Below are 15,909 nucleotides of genomic sequence, written 5' to 3'. Positions count from 1 at the left end.
GGGCGGTCATGCGAGCCCCGCCGCGATCGACCGCAGGTGCGCGATACTCGCTCGGACGTCGACCACGGGGCCCTCGTCCGCCGGGCGGTCCAGGAGGATCGTGTCCTGCTCCAGCACGTACCAGCCGTCGTACCCGGATTTCTCCAGTGTGCCGACGATCGTGGCGATGTCGATGTCGCCGGCGCCCAGCGGCCGGTACATCCCGCCGCGTACGGCGTCGGTGTAGGTGACCTCGCCGGACTGCACCCGCTTGGCCCAGGCGGCGTCGACATCCTTCAGGTGCGTATGCCGGATCCGGGCGGTGTGGTCGACGGCCAGCGCCACCGGATCGACCCCGCCGATCAGCAGGTGGCCGGTGTCCAGCGTCAGGCCGATCGACGACCCCTGCAGCACCTGGGCGACGTCGGCGGCGTTCTCGACCATCGTCCCCACGTGCGGATGAAGGGTCGCGAGCACACCACGGGAGGCCGCCAGCGCGGACAGCTTGTCCAGGTTGGCGAGCAGCGTGTTCCACCCGGCGATGTCCAGCACCGGGCGGTCGTCGTACCCGTCCTGGCCGGTCGCCGCGGCGAGAACCAGCGTCCCGGCGCCGGCAGCGACGAACCCCTCGAGCGCGGCGGCCACCTCCGGGGCCGGGTCGTGGGAAGGGTCGTGCAGGACGACCGGCACGAATCCGCCGACGGCCCGAAGCCCGGCGTCCGCGAGCGTCTTCGACTTGTCGGACGGGTCGTCGGGCAGGAAGCCGTCCGGGCCGAACTCGGTCGCCGCCAGCCCGACCGCGCGCATCTCGGCGAGCACCGTCTCGGCGTCGTACTGCCAACCCCAGCCCGGCACCTCGCAAACGCCCCACGAGATCGGGGCCCCGGCGATCCGCGCGGCAAGTTCAGTCATGTCGAAGAAACCCTTCACAGCGTGACGATGCGGTTCTCGTGGCGGGACAGTTCACAGGCGTCGGCGATCCGGAAGGCGGCGAGCGCGTCCCGGACCGTACACGGCACCTCGCGGGTGCCGGCGACGACCTCGGTGAAGGCGGTCAGCTCGGCGACGTACGCGGGCTGGAACCGGTCCATGAAGGTCATGTGCGGCGGCCCCTCCGGGAAGCCGACGCCGGGCTCGGCCGAGCGGAGCGCGGTGTGCGAGTCGAGGCCGACCGCGATCGAGCCGAGGCTGCCGTGCAGTTCCATCCGTACGTCGTGCCCGGCGCCGTTGTACCGCGTGCCGCTGACCGCGACGAACGTGCTGTCGTCGAGGGTCAGCAGCGCCGCCGCCGAGTCCACGTCGCCGTACTCGCCGAAGAACGTCTCGCCGCGGTTCGCGCCGGTGGCGTAGACGCTGACGACCTCGCGGCCGGTGACGTACCGGATGATGTCGAAGTCGTGCACGGTGCAGTCGCGGAAGAAGCCGCCGCTCTGCGGGATGTACTCCCGGTGCGGCGGGAAGGCGTCGTTCGTGTTCGCCCGGATGTGATGCACGAACCCGAGCTCTCCCGACGCCACAGCCGCCCGCGCCGCCTGGTACCCGGCGTCGAACCGGCGCTGGAAACCGATGTGTACCGGCACCGTGGACGCCTCGACCAGCCCGAGCACCCGCTCGGTCTCGGCCAGGTCCAGCGCGACCGGCTTCTCGCAGAACGTCGGTACGCCGGCCGCGAGCCCGGCCTCGATCAGCGACGCGTGCGCGGACGTCGCCGCCGCGATCACGAACCCGTCGACACCCGAGGCGAGCAGCGCCGGTACGTCGGCGGCGGACTCGACGCCGAGCTCCTTCGCGACCGCCTGGGCCCGGCCGGGATCCGCGTCGGCGACGACCACCTGATCCACCGCCGGCAACCCCTTCAGCGTCGCGGCGTGGAACGCCCCGATCCGCCCGACCCCGACCAACCCGATCCGCATCCGCGCTGCCCCTCTCGAGAACGGCGCGCCACAGTCCCCGCAGCGCGCTGGTTGCTCGTCAGCTTTCCGGCCGCGTGGCCCGGGTGTCAATACTTTGTTAACACATTCTCACGTCGGCACATTTACAGGTAACATCCGCCCCATGACCGCTGTGCTCCCGATCCAGCTCGATCGGAGCAGCCCTGTGCCGCTGTACCACCAGCTGGCCGAGCAACTGACGGCCGCGATCACGGAGGGGCGGCTGCGGCCGGGCGACCCGTTCGAGAACGAGATCGGCATGTCCGACCGGCTGAGCCTGTCCCGCCCGACGGTGCGCCGGGCGATCTCCGAGCTGGTCAACCAGGGGCTCCTGGTCCGGCGCCGCGGAATCGGCACCACGGTCGCGAACCAGATGGTGCACCGCAAGGCCGAGCTGACCAGCCTGTACGACGACCTCGCCCGCGAGGGCCGCACACCGCGGACCGAGGTGCTGGCGCTGGATTGCGCGGCGCAGGACGACCGCGCCGCCGCGGTCCTCGAAGTCCCGCTCGGTACGCCGCTGGTCGCGATCGTCCGGCTCCGGTACGCCGACGACCTGCCGCTCGCGATCATGCGCAACTGGTTGCCTCCGGCCCTCAACGACCTGAGCCTGGACGAGCTGACGAGCGACGGTCTGTACGCCGTACTGCGCGCCCGCGGCATCCGCCCCACGGTCGCGCGCCAGCGCATCGGCGCCCGCAACGCGACCGCCGAGGAACGCCGTACCCTGCACATGTCCAAGGCGGAGCCGCTCATCACGATGACCCGCTCCGCCTACGCCGCCGACGGAACCCCGGTCGAATACGGCAGCCACTGCTACCGCGCCGACCAGTATTCCGTCGACGTCGTGGTGTCCGAACGCTAAGCCTGGCTGGCGATCAGGGTCCGCACCAAGCGGAGGCCGACCGAGAGGTGGGCCAGTTCGGGGCCTTCGGTCTCGACGATTTCCTCGAGCATCGTGGCGGCTCGGGCCAGGGCGGTGGCGTTCTGGTCCTGCCAGGTGACGACACGTTCCTCGGGGTCTGCCGACGGGTCGGTGTTGGCCAGGACCTGGCGGGTGAGGCGGGCGTGGACCGCGTGCAGGTCGTCGCGGAGGGCGGCGCGGGCCATGGTCTGCCAGCGGTCGGTCCGGGGCAGGCCGATGATCCGCTCCAGGAAACGGCCCAGCTGCAGCCGCTCGCCGAGGGCGAAGTGCACCTTGGCGACCTCGAAGATGTCGATGTCGTCCCGCGACGCCGTCTCCACGATCCCGAGACCGGCGTACGCCGGCGGCAGCACCGCGATCCGGGTCGCGAAGTCGTCCGAGACGCCCTTCTGCACCAGCGCTTCGCGCCGCTGCTCGAACAGCGCCAGCTCACGCCCGCGCAGTACGTCGGGCAGCGCCGACGTCAGCTTCGAGATCCCCGGACCGAAGAACTCGATGAGCTCCTCGATGTCGACCGGAGGCCGCCGGTTACTGACCAGCCAGCGGGTCGCGCGCTCGACCAGCGTCCGGGTCTCCAGCCGCATGTGCGTCTGCGTCCCGGCGTCGACCACGTTGTCCAGCTCGGAGTTCCGTGACAGCAGCTCCGGCTGCGCGAAGATCCGCGAGGCGGCCAGATTCGCCCGGACCACGTCCTCGACGGTCCCGCCGGTCTCCAGCGAGAGCCGGTGGTACGCCGTGATGCCGGACGTGTTCACGAATTCGTTGACCACCTGCGTCGTGATGATCTCGCGGCGCAGCTGGTGGGCCTGGATCTGGTCGGTGAACCGCTCCTGGATCGCCTTCGGGAAGTAGCTGGCGAGCTTGTGCTTCAGGTACGCGTCGTCGGGCAGCGAGGTCTTGAGCAGCTCGGCCTCCAGCACGATCTTGGTGTATGCGATCAGCACCGACAGCTCCGGCGACGTCAGCCCGCGGCCCTCGGCCTTGCGCCGCTTGAACTCCGTCACGCTCGGCAGGAACTCCAGCTCGCGGTCGAGCAGGCCCTGCTTCTCCAGCCGCCGGACCCAGTCCTGGTGGACGTGCATGAGCGCGGCCGCCTGCGCACCGGCGTTGGCCAGCGCGATGTTCTGCCGGTAGTTGCTCTTCAGCACCAGCGCGCCGACCTCGTCGGTCATCGACGCGATGATGTCGTTGCGCTGCTTCTCGGTCAGATCCCCGTCGGCGACCACGGTGTCGAGCAGGATCTTGATGTTCACCTCGTGGTCGGAGGTGTCGACGCCGGCCACGTTGTCGATGAAGTCGGTGTTGATCCGGCCGCCGGCCGCGGCGTACTCGATCCGGCCGAGCTGGGTGCAGCCGAGGTTGCCGCCCTCGCCGACAGCGCGGGCGCGCAGTTCGGACCCGTTGACCCGGATCGCGTCGTTCGCCTTGTCGCCGACATCGGCGTTCGACTCGGCGGTGGACTTCACGTACGTGCCGATGCCGCCGTTCCAGAACAGGTCGACCGGCGCCTTCAGGATCGCGTGCATCAGCTCGGCCGGCGTCAGCGTCGGCGACGTGCTCTCGATCCCGAGCACGGAGCGGACCTCGGCCGAGATCGGGATCGCCTTGTCGGTGCGCGGGAACACGCCGCCGCCGGAGGAGATCAGCGACGCGTCGTAGTCCGCCCACGACGACCGCGGCAGCTCGAACAACCGCCGCCGCTCCGCGAACGAGACGGCCGCGTCCGGCGCCGGGTCGAGGAAGATGTGCCGGTGGTCGAACGCCGCGACCAGCCGGATGTGCTCCGACAGCAGCATCCCGTTGCCGAACACGTCGCCGGACATGTCACCGACGCCGACGACCGTGAAGTCCTCGCTCTGGCAGTCGTGGCCCATCTCGCGGAAGTGCCGCTTGACCGACTCCCACGCGCCGCGGGCGGTGATGCCCATCGCCTTGTGGTCGTACCCGACCGAGCCGCCGGACGCGAACGCGTCGCCGAGCCAGAACCCGTACTCCTTCGCGACGCCGTTCGCGATGTCCGAGAACGTCGCCGTGCCTTTGTCCGCGGCGACGACCAGGTACGCGTCGTCACCGTCGTACCGGACCACGTCGCGCGGCGGAACGATGTCCCCGGCAACGATGTTGTCGGTGATGTCGAGCAGCCCGGAGATGAAGGTCTTGTACGACGCGATGCCCTCGGCCAGCCAGGCGTCGCGGTCCGCGGCCGGGTCGGGCAGCTGCTTGGCGTAGAACCCGCCCTTCGCGCCGACCGGCACGATCACCGAGTTCTTCACCATCTGCGCCTTCACCAGGCCGAGCACCTCGGTGCGGAAGTCCTCGCGCCGGTCCGACCAGCGCAGACCGCCGCGCGCGACCGCGCCGAACCGCAAGTGCACGCCTTCGACGCGCGGCGAGTACACGAAGATCTCGTACGCCGGCCGCGGCTGCGGCAGGTCGGGGATCGCCTTCGGCTCCAGCTTCAGCGACATGTACGAGCGCGGCTGCCCGTCGGCGCCGGGCTGGAAGTAGTTGGTCCGCAGGGTCGCCTTCATCACGGTCAGGTACGACCGCAGGATGCGATCCTCGTCCAGGCTCTGCACCGTGTCCAGCGCGGCCAGGATCTCCTTCTCCAGTTGGTCGGTGCGCATCACCCGGTCCGGGTCGTCGGCCGGTCCGCGCGCCGGGTCGAAGCTGGTCTCGAACAGCTGCACCAGCAGGCGCGCCACGTCGACGTGGTTCAGGAACGTGTTCTCGATGTAGTCCTGGCTGAACGGTGTACCGCCCTGGCGGATGTAACGCTGGTACGCGCGCAGGATCGACACCTGCCGCCAGCTGAGGTTGCCGCGCAACACCAGCGCGTTCAGCTTGTCGGACTCGGCGCGGCCGTCCCACACCGCCTGGAACGTGTCGGAGAACAGCGTACGCAGCTCTTCGCGCTCGTCGGTGTCCTCCGGGGCCCGCAGGCCGAAGTCGTAGATGTAGGCCATCGTGCCGTCGGCGCGACGGATCTCGTACGGGCGCTCGTCGACGACCTCGACGCCCATCGCGCTCAGGTGCGGCAGCACCTGCGACAGCGACAGCGACGACCCGGTGCGGTACACCTTGAACCGCCGCTCGCCCTCCCACCCCTCGTCGAGCGGGGTGTACAGCGACATGGCCAGCCCGTTCTCGGCCGGCAGCCCCTCCAGAACGTGCACGTCGTTGACCGCGACGCGCGCGTCGAAGTCCTCCTTGTACGCCTCCGGGAACGCGTTGGCGTAGCGGCGGGACAACTTGGTGACCGCGCCGTCGCCGCCCTGCGCATGCAGCGCCGCGGTGAAGTCGTCCTCCCACGCCCGGGTCGCCTCGATGACCTGCTGCTCCAGCAAGTCCGCGTCGTACTCGCCGACGGTCTCGCCCTGCTTCATCCGCACCACGAAGTGCACGCGGGCCAGCACCGACTCGGTGACGTAGGCGGCGTACGTGACGCTCTCGGCGCCGATCGCATCCTGCAGAATCTGCTGCATCTTCAGCCGGACGGCCGTGGTGTAGCGGTCGCGCGGCAGGTACACCAGGCAGGACAGGTACCGGTTGTAGACGTCACGCCGTACGAACAGCTTGACCGCGCGCCGCTCCTGCAGGTGCAGCACCGACTGCACGATCGGCAGCAGGTCCTCGACCGGCGCCTGCAGCAGCTCGTCGCGCGGGTAGGTCTCCAGCACGTCGAGCAGACCCTTGCCGCTGTGGCTGTTCGGGTCGAAGCCGGTCTGGCGGAACAGCTCCAGCGCCTTGCGCCGCAGCACCGGGACCTGCATGACGCTCTCGGTGTACGCCGTCGACGACAGCAGGCCGATGAACCGGCACTCGCGGACCGGGTCGCCGTTCGCGTCGAACTGCTTGATGCCGACGTAGTCCAGGTAGGCCGACCGGTGCACCGTGGAGCGGGAGTTCGCCTTCGTCAGGATCAGCAGCTTTCGCTCCTGCGCCTTGGCGCTCACCTCCGGCGGCAACTTGCCGGAACCCGGCTTCGGGTCCGGCCGGAGGATGCCGAGCCCGGTCCCGGGACGGCCGCGCAGGATCCCCTGCTGCCCCTCCATGGTGAAGTCGTACTCGCGGTAGCCGAGGAAGGTGAAGTGCTCGTCGGCCAGCCACTCGAGCAGCTCCCGCGCCTCCTCCACCTCGCTCTCGGAGACCGGCAGTTCCGCGGCGTCCAGGCCGGCGGCGATGCTGACCGCCTTCTCGTGCATCTTCGGCCAGTCCTCGACCGCCTCGCGGACGTCGTTCAGGACCCGCTGCAGCGCCTGCTCGAGGACGCGGTGCTCGGCGACGTCCGCGATCCGCTCGATCTCCAGGTGCATCCAGCTCTCGCGGACCAGGTCGTGTCCGTCCGCGGTCGCGGTGTCGTCCAGGACCTCCTGCAGGGTGCCGGCGACGTCGCGCCGGACCACGAACTGCGGGTGGATCAGCAGCTGGAGCTCGAGGTTGCGCTCGGTGATCGCGATCGAGGCGCTGTCCACCAGGAACGGCATGTCGTCGATGACGATCTCGACCACGGTCCGGCCGTTCGCGGACCAGCCGTGCTCCTCCAGTGTCGGCGTGAAGACGTGCACCTTCGCCGTGCCCTGCGGGCGCGACATCGCGGACTTGTAGTGGTGCCGCGCGGCGCCCAGGCAGTCGTTCGGCTGGCGCTCGGCGACGTCCTCGGCGGCGACGTGCCGGTAGTACTGCTCGAGGAACGTCTTCAGCTTGCCCGGGTCGGCCGACTTGTCGTGCCCATGGGTGCCCGCGGCCACCGCCTTGGCGAGCACATCGGCCTTCTGGACGTCCAGCTTGCTCTGCATTCCCCACCGTCTCCACACGTGACGTCGGCGTCGCTCTCGCCGGACCGCACGACGTTGTGCGGTCACTCAGAGATTAGTCCACTCCTGTCACTGGTGTGGTGTCGGGACGGGCCTGTCATCGATTCGCGAGGCGCAGTGCGAGAGCCGGGCAGGCGAGGACTGCGCGGCGCGCGTCCGGGAGCTCACCGGCGGTGATTTCGCGGTCGCGCAGGACCGGGAATCCCCACTCGTCGAGGACGATGTCGTCCGGCAGCAGGCCGGCGCACAGGCCGTGCCCGTCACACCTGGTCCAGTCGATCTCGACCTTGTTCACGGGGTTGTTCACCGGGTTGTTCATCGGGTACCTCCGAGGACTCCCAGCACCGGCCGGCCACACCCCTGACCCGACAGATGCCGCCGTACGTCGTCGGCGAAAACCTGCAGCGCCGATGTGAGGAACCTCGCAGTGCCGTCCGGGTGCGCGCAGGCTCCCCGGCCCGGGACCAGACCAAGATGACGCTGAGCGTCGTGCCAGCCTTGCGGGTCCCCCACTGTCAGTCTGGCGAAGTCGTCGACCAGCGAAGCCAGACCGAAGACGCAGGGACCGCACTGGCCGGCTGACTGACCTCTCAACCATTCAGCGACCCGCGTGACCTCACCGAGCGGGCAGGTGCTGGAGCCGAGCGCCAAGATGATGCCGGCCGACACCTCCGGCCGTTGCAGGATCACGCCCTCGGTCTGCGCGAGCCAGCGGCCGTGGTACCCGCCCAGCAGGACAGGTCCGGGCTCTGCTCCGGCGTACTGCAGGACTGTGTCGAGTGGGACGCCGGTGGGTGTCTCGATCACGCCAGGCCGCTGGACCGCTCCGTCGATCGTCAGCAGCTGAGTACCGGGCTCGCTCGTCAGACCCGTGCTGCTGAACCCGCGGGAACCGAGCCGTGCGAGTACGGCGAGCTGTGCGAACGTCTCGACGTTCGACAGGAACGTCGGGCGCCGGTGGTATCCCTTGCGCGTCGGCAGCACCCGGCGACCCGGCGGTACTGCCTGGCCGCCCTCCAGTGCGCTCAGCACCGCGCGGGCCTCACCTGCGACGAAGCGCCCCGGGGTCTCGCGTACCTCGACCGCCAGGCGATCGTCGCGCTCCATCAGCGCCTCTCGCAGAGACATGGCCGCGGCGCTGTCGTGTACGGCGATCAGCACGTGGGGAGCCCGCACTGCGTGTGCCAAGCCGACGGCGCCATCCAGAACGAGATGTGGCGACCGTGTGAGGAGCAGCCGATCCTTCCGGCTCACCGGCTCGCTCTCGGAACCGTTGACCACGACGGCCTCCACACCGCGAGCAGGAAGGTCCTGCAGCTTCAGCGCGACCGGAAACGCCGCTCCGCCGCGGCCCCTGAGTCCTACCGCTTCGCAGAGCCGCACATAGTCGTCGCGGGTGAGCTCGGGCTGCGGGCCATGCGTCATAAGGTGACGCTGAAGGTCCAGGCGACCCTGCTCGAGTCCGGCGAGAACCCTTGCCTCACCGATCACCCTTGTGTCTTCGACCGTGATCACTGGGTCCTCCAAGCTCGTGTGGGCGTCGCGTTGAGGCGGTACGCGCCTGCGGTGGCAACAGCGGCCAGGCAGCCGAGCGTGATGCCGAGCATCCACGGCGTACTGCGGTCGGTACCTGCCAGCAGGGCGTGGCCGATGGAGAGCAGCCACCCGACCGATGCGGCGATGTGGAGCTTGCGCCAGTGCTTCGCGAACGACGCGGAGACAGCCAGCCGGCCACGAGCCGCCCCGATGACTGACGCCAGTACCAGGCTGTAAAGAGCAAGCACACCGACGACCATGGCGAACGGCCTGTATCCGGCACCGAACGGCCAGACCAGAACGGTCGGACTGATGCTCACGTAGCTGTCGGCGATGACCGCGACAACATGGGTCGCGAGCAGGACCAGTCCGGTCACAGCCGCCGACCTGTGGACGTACTGCAGCCAGAAGCGGGGCTCGGCTCGCCGTACGACCGGCATGACCATCCCCAGCACAGCGGACAGTGTGAACATCACCATCGTGACCACGCCGGCAGCTCGGGCCAGGTACCACAGCGTCATCAGGCGGCCCTGCTCGCAGCCGGCCACCCTGACAGCTCGGTGACCTGACCGTCGTCAGCGATCAGCCGCGCCGGGTGCCCGGCCAGCTTGAGCCTCCCGACAGCTGCCTCGCCAGTGGCGACGAGAGCAGTGCTGAAGGTGTTCGCGCGTACGGCGGTCGGTGCCCAGACAGACGCGGTCCGGTACAGACCGTCCGCGGGTCGGCCGGTGCGCGGGTCGATCACGTGGTGGCCGTAGCCGGTCGAGGTCTGCCAACGCCGTACCGTCCTGGTCGACGTGGTCAGCCCGCCGTGCGCGAGCGTGACGAGTACGCCCTGGTCGCCGGACCGTTCCGCCACGGTGACGACCCACGGCTTCGCCGGTGCGCCCGCCGCACGGAGGTCGCCGCCGATCTCGACGAGGACAGCGCAGCCGTAGTGCTTGCTGATCACGTTGGCCGCCCGGTCCGCGGTCCAGGCCTTGGCGGTGGCGCCGAGGTCGAGGGCGCAGTCCTTCGGTACGCCGAGCAGCGCGAGCTTCCGGTTCAGGCGGACCTCCTGCCAGCCGGCGGCCGGCTGCGCGTCCCCGGCGGGCTGCGGGAAGCGCCGTCGTACCGCCTCGATGTCGGCGTCGTACCCGGCCGCGATCACCGCCGGCCCGACCGTCGGATCGACCGCGCCGCCGCTCATCTGGGCCGCGACCAGGCTGACGTCGACCAGGTCGACGAGCAGCCGCGACACCGGCACGAGGGCGCCGGCGCGGGAATTGACGACCGACAACTCGGAGTCCGGGCGGAACCGGCTCGCGGCCTTGTCCACGCGGTCCATCAGCGCCTTGAGCTCACCGCACGCCGCACCGAGTACGGCGGGGTCGTCGACGGTCAGCCGGACCGTGCAGCTCCAGGCGGTCCAGGTACGGGAGGCGGTCATGACCCGTTGCTCCCGCCCTGCGAGGTCGAGCCGGAGCCGGCCGAGCCGAGTCCGCTCGAGCTGCTGTCGTCCGAGCCCGCACTGGAGCCCGAACTGGAGCTTGAACTGGAGCTCGTGCTGGAGGAGTCCGAGTTGCCCGACGACGCCGTGGTCCCGGTGCTGCCGCTGCCGGAGTGTTTCGACGACACGACCGCGACCGAGATCCCGGTCGCGCCGACGCCGAGGACGGCGGTGGCTATCGCGGCCGCGGACGCACGGTGCAGCCAGCGCCGGCGGTTGGGTTGAGATCCGTGTGTGGTGACCATGCCGCAAGCCTCGGTCGAGGCTGTTCAGCCGCACTCCAAGAGGAGATCAAGCCACCGTCAAGTTCTCCTGAAAGCTCTCTGAGAGCACCTCTCAGGAGCGTGCCTCCAGCGGGCAGTCGTCCTCGCAGTGCTTGCCGATCGTCCCGACGACCTCGTCCGACACCTCGCCGAGGATCGCGAACCGCTCCGGCCCGAACACGTCGACGAAGAACTCCCGGACCCGCGCGGCGTGCGCCGGCGCACACTCCTTGATCGCCGCCAGTCCTTCCTCGGTGATGACGATCTCCGGGTACCGCGAGTCGCAGGCCTCCTTGCGGATCAGGCCGCGCTTCTCCATCCGGGTCAGGTGGTGGGACAGCCGGCTCTTCTCCCACTGGGTCGAACGGCTCAGCTCGAACGCGCGCATCCGGCCGGCCTCCGACTCGGACAGGTTCACCAGGATCTCGAAATCCGATCCGGACAGGCCGAACTCGCGCTGGAGGTGCCGCTCCAGATGTGTCTCCAGCGTCCGCTTCATCAGCAGGTAGCTGCGCCACGACTTCTGCTCGGCGTCGTCCAGCCAGGGTCCATTGCTGCTCACATCCACCATCCTACCCGCTTGGGTTGACACATCAACCCATCGCGCTAGAGTGGTCGAGTTGACGCATCAACCTAACTCTCCGAGGAGTGGATATGAGCAAGCTGATCGCGGTCGTCGGAGCCACCGGGACCCAGGGCGGCGCGCTGGCGCGCGCGATCCTGGCCGACCCGTCCGGCGAGTTCGCCGTCCGCGCACTGACCCGGAACCCGGACTCCGGCGCCGCGAAGGACCTCGCCGCCGCGGGCGCCGAGGTGGTCGCCGCCGATCTCGACGACGAGGCGAGCATCCGGGCCGCGTTCGACGGTGCGTACGGCGCCTTCGTGGTGACGAACTACTGGGCTCCGCTGACCCCCGAGGAGGAGGCCGTCCGGACCCGCGCCGAGATGGAGCTCGCCCAGGCCGAGACCGCCGCGCGGGCCGCCCGCGACGCCGGCGTACAGCACCTGGTCTGGTCGACGCTCGAGGACACCCGCCCGTTCTTCGCCGGGCGCGACGACGTCCCGAGCCTCGACGACGGGCGCTACAAGGTCCCGCACTTCGACGCGAAGGGCGAGGCCGACGAGCTGTTCACGAAGTACGGCGTGCCCACGACGTTCCTGCGGACCACCTTCTACTTCGACGCGTTCACCACCACGATGCCGCCGACCCGGAACGCCGACGGCGTACTGACCATCACCTTCCCGATGGGCGGCCAGCGGCTGTCCGGCGTCGCCTCCGACGACATCGGCCGCAGCGCCCTCGCCGTCTTCAAGCACCCCGACCTGATCGGCGAGACCGTCAGCATCGCCGGCGACCACCTGACCGGCGACGAGTACGCCGCCGCCCTCACCGACGCCATCGGCGAGCAGGTCGTCTACCACGCACCCACCGTGGAGGAGTACCGCACGTACCCGTTCCCGATGGCCGTGGAAATGGCCAACATGTTCCAGTTCTACGCCGAGAACCACGACGAGTTCACCGGCGACCGCAACCTCGCCAAGGTCCGCGAGCTGAACCCGGAGCTGCAGTCCTTCGCAACGTGGCTCAACCTGCACAAAGAGGAGCTACGGGCCGCGATCAGCTGACCCCTGATGGTGAAGCGCCCGGTGCGGCGACCGTCACCTCCAACACGCACGGCATCCTCGGCGTCTGATCTGGCTGGGGATCGGGCGGGGATCCCGGTGGTGCCGTGATCTCCCCCGGAGGTGAGGCGGAATGCTCTGGCGCGGACGAGGGGCCGATCACCTGCAGCCCGACTGCCTACTTTTCGACTGGGGTGGTGGGAGCGCTGTCGACGTACCGGCGCGGGATCCGCGCTCCCAGCCGGGTGCGGCGTACCCGAACACCGTCATGCCGGCCGCGTTGGCTGCGGCGACGCCGAGCGGGCTGTCCTCGACGACCACGCCGCCTTGTGGCGGTCAGCGGATCGGCCGCGCGCTGCCGGCTGACGCGGGGTGCCGTGCTGTACCCGCGGCTGCAGTTGGCCCGGTGCGGCCGAGCGGGCGGCCGCCGTCCCGGTCGGCCTGTGTCACACGGCGACACGCCGACCGAGGGCAACAGCGAGGAGTTCAGCGATCAGTGGCGCCTGGGCTTCTTTGACGTTGCCGTAGCCGATGACGAGCCCAGGCGGGCCGGGGGCCGAAAGCCTGCAGGTAGAGAGGCCGGTGACCGAGGCGCCGAGCCTGAGCGCCTGAGCCTGTAACGCCTTCTCATCGACGTTCCCGGGGAGCAGTACGAGGATGTGCAAACCGGCATCGAGCCCGCTGATCTGCACGTCGGGCAGCGCTGAGCGGAGGGCCGCAACCATCGCTGTACGCCGACGCTGGTAGACACGGCGCATCTTGCGAAGGTGGCGCTCGTAGGCACCATCGGCCAGCAGTGTGGCCAAAGTCCGTTGTTCGAGGCCAGCAGGTGTGCTTGCTTCTGCCTCCAGTAAGGCCTGGACATGTCGGCGCAGAGAGCCCTGCACCACAAGCCAACCAAGCCTCAGAGTTGGCGCGAGGGTCTTGCTTGTACTGCCCAAATAGGCAACCTGCGTCGGATCGAGCGCCGCGAGTGCTCCCACCGGCTTTCGGTCGTAGCGGAACTCGGCGTCGTAGTCGTCTTCAATGATCAACTTGTTGCCCTCGCGCGCCCAGCGCAGGAGGTCCGTGCGGCGGGCTGGACTGAGTGGTACACCGGTCGGGTATTGATGGGTCGCAGCGACGAAAGCGACTGTTGCCGTGGTGGTGGACGCCAGATCAACTCGGAGGCCGTGCTCGTCGACCGGCACGGCGACGCGCCCCAGTCCCGCGTTCTGTGCGACCAGGGCTGCTCTCGGCCACCCCGGATCCTCCATCAAGATGTCCGCGTGGCCCAACTGTCTGAGGACTCGGCACAGCAACGCCAAACCTTGAGTTGTCCCGCGGGTGATCACCACATCATCTGGCTGAGCCTCGATACCTCTGGCTCGACGCAGATAGCCGGCCAATTGCTCACGCAGAAAGGCATCGCCACCTGAGGCTGGATAGCCGAAGGCGTGGTTCTCAAGGGTGTTCAGCGCCCGGCCATAGGCCGACCTCCAGGCTGCGCGTGGAAAGGACGACAGGTCGGGCAGGGTGGGAGTGAGGTCCCAATCGGGTGCGGCTGCAGTCGTCCCCGGGGCGGCGATGAAGGGCTCCCTTCTCGTGGCAGTACGAGCGACCGTGGTCCCGGACCCTGCTCTGGCGTCGAACCAGCCCTCAGCGGTGAGTCGCTCGTACGCCTGCGTAACGACCCACCGTGAGATGCCCAACTCGACCGCGACGACGCGGGTTGGCGGGAGCTCGTCTCCGACGGCGAGGCGGCCGGTGCGAAGAGCTGTTCGGAGGGCAGCCACCAGCCGTTCCGTCAACGGTCCAGCCTCCTCGGCCGACCAGTCGAAGGGGAGCCCGGTCACGAGATTGGTATGGCAGAACGGCACATGATTGGACTGTAACCCATACCGCTGCCCTCCTAGGGTGCCGGTATGACCGATCGAAATCCTGCTCGCGAAGTCATCACACGCACGGCCGTGGACGCGGACGCTCCTCGGCTGGTCGAGGCGTGCAACTGGCTGTTCGCCGCTCCTGGCAGCACACCCGTCGACTGGGATCCCCGCACCGCCGGCGAGCGGCTGGTCAAGGTCTTCGCCAGCCAACGGAGCGACGTCCTGCTGGCGGAGGCTGACCAAGAGCTGGTCGGGTTCTGTTCTGTCTACCTCGACATCGAGTCTGTCCGTTTCGGGCAGCGCTGCTGGGTGGAGGACCTGGCCGTGCATCCGGCGCACCGTTCGCTGGGCATCGGAGCGAAGCTGCTCGACCAGGCCCAGCGCTGGGCGCGCGAGCACGGCGGCATACACCTCGAACTGGACTCCGCCCTCACCCGTACCGAAGCCCACCGCTTCTACGATCGCCACCAGCCGGCCTCGCGATCGATGTGCTTCAGCTGGCAGCTCGAGCGATGACACGGTCGCCGGGCGCGCAGGGCCCAGTCGACTCTGCTGAGGCTGCGCCGTCGATGTCACAGGGGGCTCCGGTCCAGCGCCCGAGGCGCGCGGCGGCGGAACCGGGATCACACCGCGCGGCCGGATGCCGAACCGATGGGATCAGGTTGGTTCTGATTGACGTCGATGGCACGTTGATCGGCAATCACGACGTCCATCCGAGAGTCTGGTCGGCGCTCGCGACGGCCCGCCGGGAAGGCATCAGAGTTGGGCTGTGCACCGGCCGACCTGGGATTGGCTCCACACTCGACCTGGCCGCCCGGGTAGGCCCTGATGAGCCGCACATCCTGCTCAGCGGCGCCGTCATCGGCAGTCCCGGCCGACCACCCATGCTCACCACCGCCCTCGCGCCTCCAGTGGTGCGCGCCCTGCGGGACCTCGCCGCAGCGCACGATGTGCCGCTCGAGCTGTACATCGGGGAGGCGATGGTTGTCGAACGGCTGGATCAAATCACTGTGCTGCACGCCGAGAACCTCGGTGTGACGCCGACCGTGGTGGCTTCGCTGGCCGACTTGACGGATCAGCCCGTTGCCGCCTGCTTCACCGTGCCTCACGATCAATGGCCGAGCCTCGAAACGGCCTGCGCCGGTCTGCCCCTCGCATCCGTCTCCGCTGCCACCACCCCTTGGGCCCCGGACACGACCTTTGTCAACGTGGGGGCAGCCGGGACGTCCAAGGGCGCGGCCATCTCCTGGCTGCTCGAGCACCTGGACCTGACCCGCGACACCGTCGCCATGGTCGGCGACGGCATGAACGACCTCGACGCCTTCGACGCGGTCGGACTGGCCATCGCCGTCGGCGGTGCTCCACTCGAAGTACGGGCCGCTGCTGATCTGGTTGTCGGCGATGCGGACCAAGGCGCGGTGGCCGACGCCCTCGAGCACGTCCTCGAGCTGAAGCGGGGCGGCGGCCGTACTGAATAGGTC

At 69.3% G+C, this 15,909-nt stretch carries 14 protein-coding genes; 5 read left to right on the top strand and 9 right to left on the bottom strand.

What is annotated here, in order from left to right; translation table 11 throughout:
* Positions 1–6: 6 nt before the first annotated feature.
* Both ABZX12_RS25325 and ABZX12_RS25320 read right to left on the bottom strand, forming a co-directional pair.
* Positions 7–891, bottom strand: coding sequence for a sugar phosphate isomerase/epimerase (locus ABZX12_RS25325; protein WP_355696908.1), 885 nt, complete (start codon positions 889–891; stop codon positions 7–9).
* A 14-nt stretch (positions 892–905) separates the two neighbouring features.
* Positions 906–1,892, bottom strand: a complete 987-nt coding sequence (locus tag ABZX12_RS25320) for a Gfo/Idh/MocA family oxidoreductase (RefSeq protein WP_355696906.1) — start codon at positions 1,890–1,892, stop codon at positions 906–908.
* Positions 1,893–2,034: 142 nt separating this feature from the next.
* On the opposite strand from ABZX12_RS25320, the gene ABZX12_RS25315 reads away from it, so the two are divergent.
* Positions 2,035–2,775: a GntR family transcriptional regulator gene (locus tag ABZX12_RS25315; RefSeq protein WP_355696905.1), complete on the top strand. Its 741-nt coding sequence runs from the start codon at positions 2,035–2,037 to the stop codon at positions 2,773–2,775.
* Here the strand turns inward: ABZX12_RS25315 and ABZX12_RS25310 are convergent.
* From ABZX12_RS25310 to ABZX12_RS25290, 5 genes are all read right to left on the bottom strand, one after another.
* Positions 2,772–7,634 (bottom strand): NAD-glutamate dehydrogenase, encoded by a 4,863-nt coding sequence (locus ABZX12_RS25310; RefSeq protein WP_355696903.1) that lies wholly within the window; start codon positions 7,632–7,634, stop codon positions 2,772–2,774. The two genes, ABZX12_RS25315 and ABZX12_RS25310, sit on opposite strands and share 4 nt — an antisense overlap.
* 115 nt (positions 7,635–7,749) lie before the next feature.
* The gene (locus tag ABZX12_RS25305) at positions 7,750–7,971 is read right to left on the bottom strand and encodes a ferredoxin (protein ID WP_355696901.1); all 222 of its coding nucleotides are present in this window, start codon (positions 7,969–7,971) and stop codon (positions 7,750–7,752) included.
* The gene (locus ABZX12_RS25300) at positions 7,968–9,077 is read right to left on the bottom strand and encodes an NADH-ubiquinone oxidoreductase-F iron-sulfur binding region domain-containing protein (protein ID WP_355696899.1); all 1,110 of its coding nucleotides are present in this window, start codon (positions 9,075–9,077) and stop codon (positions 7,968–7,970) included. Before ABZX12_RS25300 ends, ABZX12_RS25305 begins: the two co-directional genes overlap by 4 nt.
* Before the next feature lie 86 nt (positions 9,078–9,163).
* Positions 9,164–9,709, bottom strand: a complete 546-nt coding sequence (locus ABZX12_RS25295) for a hypothetical protein (RefSeq protein WP_355696897.1) — start codon at positions 9,707–9,709, stop codon at positions 9,164–9,166.
* A complete protein-coding gene (locus tag ABZX12_RS25290) occupies positions 9,709–10,617 on the bottom strand; it encodes an FAD:protein FMN transferase (protein WP_355696895.1) in 909 nt (302 codons plus the stop codon). Before ABZX12_RS25290 ends, ABZX12_RS25295 begins: the two co-directional genes overlap by 1 nt.
* A 6-nt stretch (positions 10,618–10,623) precedes the next feature.
* On the opposite strand from ABZX12_RS25290, the gene ABZX12_RS25285 reads away from it, so the two are divergent.
* Positions 10,624–10,902 carry a hypothetical protein gene (locus tag ABZX12_RS25285; RefSeq protein WP_355696893.1) on the top strand — a complete coding sequence of 93 codons (279 nt, stop codon included), beginning with the start codon at positions 10,624–10,626 and terminating at the stop codon, positions 10,900–10,902.
* 111 nt (positions 10,903–11,013) lie between these two features.
* On the opposite strand, the gene ABZX12_RS25280 is transcribed toward ABZX12_RS25285, so the two are convergent.
* On the bottom strand, positions 11,014–11,511 hold the full coding sequence (locus ABZX12_RS25280) for a MarR family winged helix-turn-helix transcriptional regulator (RefSeq protein WP_355696891.1): 498 nt from the start codon (positions 11,509–11,511) through the stop codon (positions 11,014–11,016).
* Between the two features lie 83 nt (positions 11,512–11,594).
* Here ABZX12_RS25280 and ABZX12_RS25275 point away from each other — a divergent pair, with 83 nt between their 5' ends.
* Positions 11,595–12,566, top strand: a complete 972-nt coding sequence (locus ABZX12_RS25275) for an NmrA/HSCARG family protein (RefSeq protein WP_355696889.1) — start codon at positions 11,595–11,597, stop codon at positions 12,564–12,566.
* A gap of 443 nt (positions 12,567–13,009) precedes the next feature.
* Here the strand turns inward: ABZX12_RS25275 and ABZX12_RS25270 are convergent, their stop codons facing one another.
* The gene (locus ABZX12_RS25270) at positions 13,010–14,422 is read right to left on the bottom strand and encodes a PLP-dependent aminotransferase family protein (protein WP_355696887.1); all 1,413 of its coding nucleotides are present in this window, start codon (positions 14,420–14,422) and stop codon (positions 13,010–13,012) included.
* 45 nt (positions 14,423–14,467) lie between these two features.
* On the opposite strand from ABZX12_RS25270, the gene ABZX12_RS25265 reads away from it, so the two are divergent.
* Positions 14,468–14,944, top strand: coding sequence for a GNAT family N-acetyltransferase (locus ABZX12_RS25265; RefSeq protein WP_355696885.1), 477 nt, complete (start codon positions 14,468–14,470; stop codon positions 14,942–14,944).
* A 146-nt stretch (positions 14,945–15,090) separates the two neighbouring features.
* Positions 15,091–15,906 carry an HAD family hydrolase gene (locus tag ABZX12_RS25260; RefSeq protein ID WP_355696883.1) on the top strand — a complete coding sequence of 272 codons (816 nt, stop codon included), beginning with the start codon at positions 15,091–15,093 and terminating at the stop codon, positions 15,904–15,906.
* The last annotated feature ends 3 nt before the right edge of the window (positions 15,907–15,909 follow it).

The sequence above is a fragment of the Kribbella sp. NPDC003505 genome, from assembly GCF_040610875.1.
GTDB lineage: Bacteria > Actinomycetota > Actinomycetes > Propionibacteriales > Kribbellaceae > Kribbella.
The sequence above is the reverse complement of the archived record's forward strand: the minus strand, read 5'-3'. Positions and strand labels throughout refer to the sequence as shown.

What these genes read in the sequence shown, in the direction of transcription:
- ABZX12_RS25315 (WP_355696905.1), top strand. Translation starts at nt 2,035, where the DNA reads ATGACCGCTGTGCTCCCGATCCAGCTCGATCGGAGCAGCCCTGTGCCG.
- ABZX12_RS25300 (WP_355696899.1), bottom strand. Translation starts at nt 9,077, where the DNA reads ATGACGCATGGCCCGCAGCCCGAGCTCACCCGCGACGACTATGTGCGG.
- ABZX12_RS25325 (WP_355696908.1), bottom strand. Translation starts at nt 891, where the DNA reads ATGACTGAACTTGCCGCGCGGATCGCCGGGGCCCCGATCTCGTGGGGC.
- ABZX12_RS25290 (WP_355696895.1), bottom strand. Translation starts at nt 10,617, where the DNA reads ATGACCGCCTCCCGTACCTGGACCGCCTGGAGCTGCACGGTCCGGCTG.
- ABZX12_RS25265 (WP_355696885.1), top strand. Translation starts at nt 14,468, where the DNA reads ATGACCGATCGAAATCCTGCTCGCGAAGTCATCACACGCACGGCCGTG.
- ABZX12_RS25310 (WP_355696903.1), bottom strand. Translation starts at nt 7,634, where the DNA reads ATGCAGAGCAAGCTGGACGTCCAGAAGGCCGATGTGCTCGCCAAGGCG.
- ABZX12_RS25305 (WP_355696901.1), bottom strand. Translation starts at nt 7,971, where the DNA reads ATGAACAACCCGGTGAACAACCCCGTGAACAAGGTCGAGATCGACTGG.
- ABZX12_RS25320 (WP_355696906.1), bottom strand. Translation starts at nt 1,892, where the DNA reads ATGCGGATCGGGTTGGTCGGGGTCGGGCGGATCGGGGCGTTCCACGCC.
- ABZX12_RS25275 (WP_355696889.1), top strand. Translation starts at nt 11,595, where the DNA reads ATGAGCAAGCTGATCGCGGTCGTCGGAGCCACCGGGACCCAGGGCGGC.
- ABZX12_RS25280 (WP_355696891.1), bottom strand. Translation starts at nt 11,511, where the DNA reads ATGGTGGATGTGAGCAGCAATGGACCCTGGCTGGACGACGCCGAGCAG.
- ABZX12_RS25295 (WP_355696897.1), bottom strand. Translation starts at nt 9,709, where the DNA reads ATGACGCTGTGGTACCTGGCCCGAGCTGCCGGCGTGGTCACGATGGTG.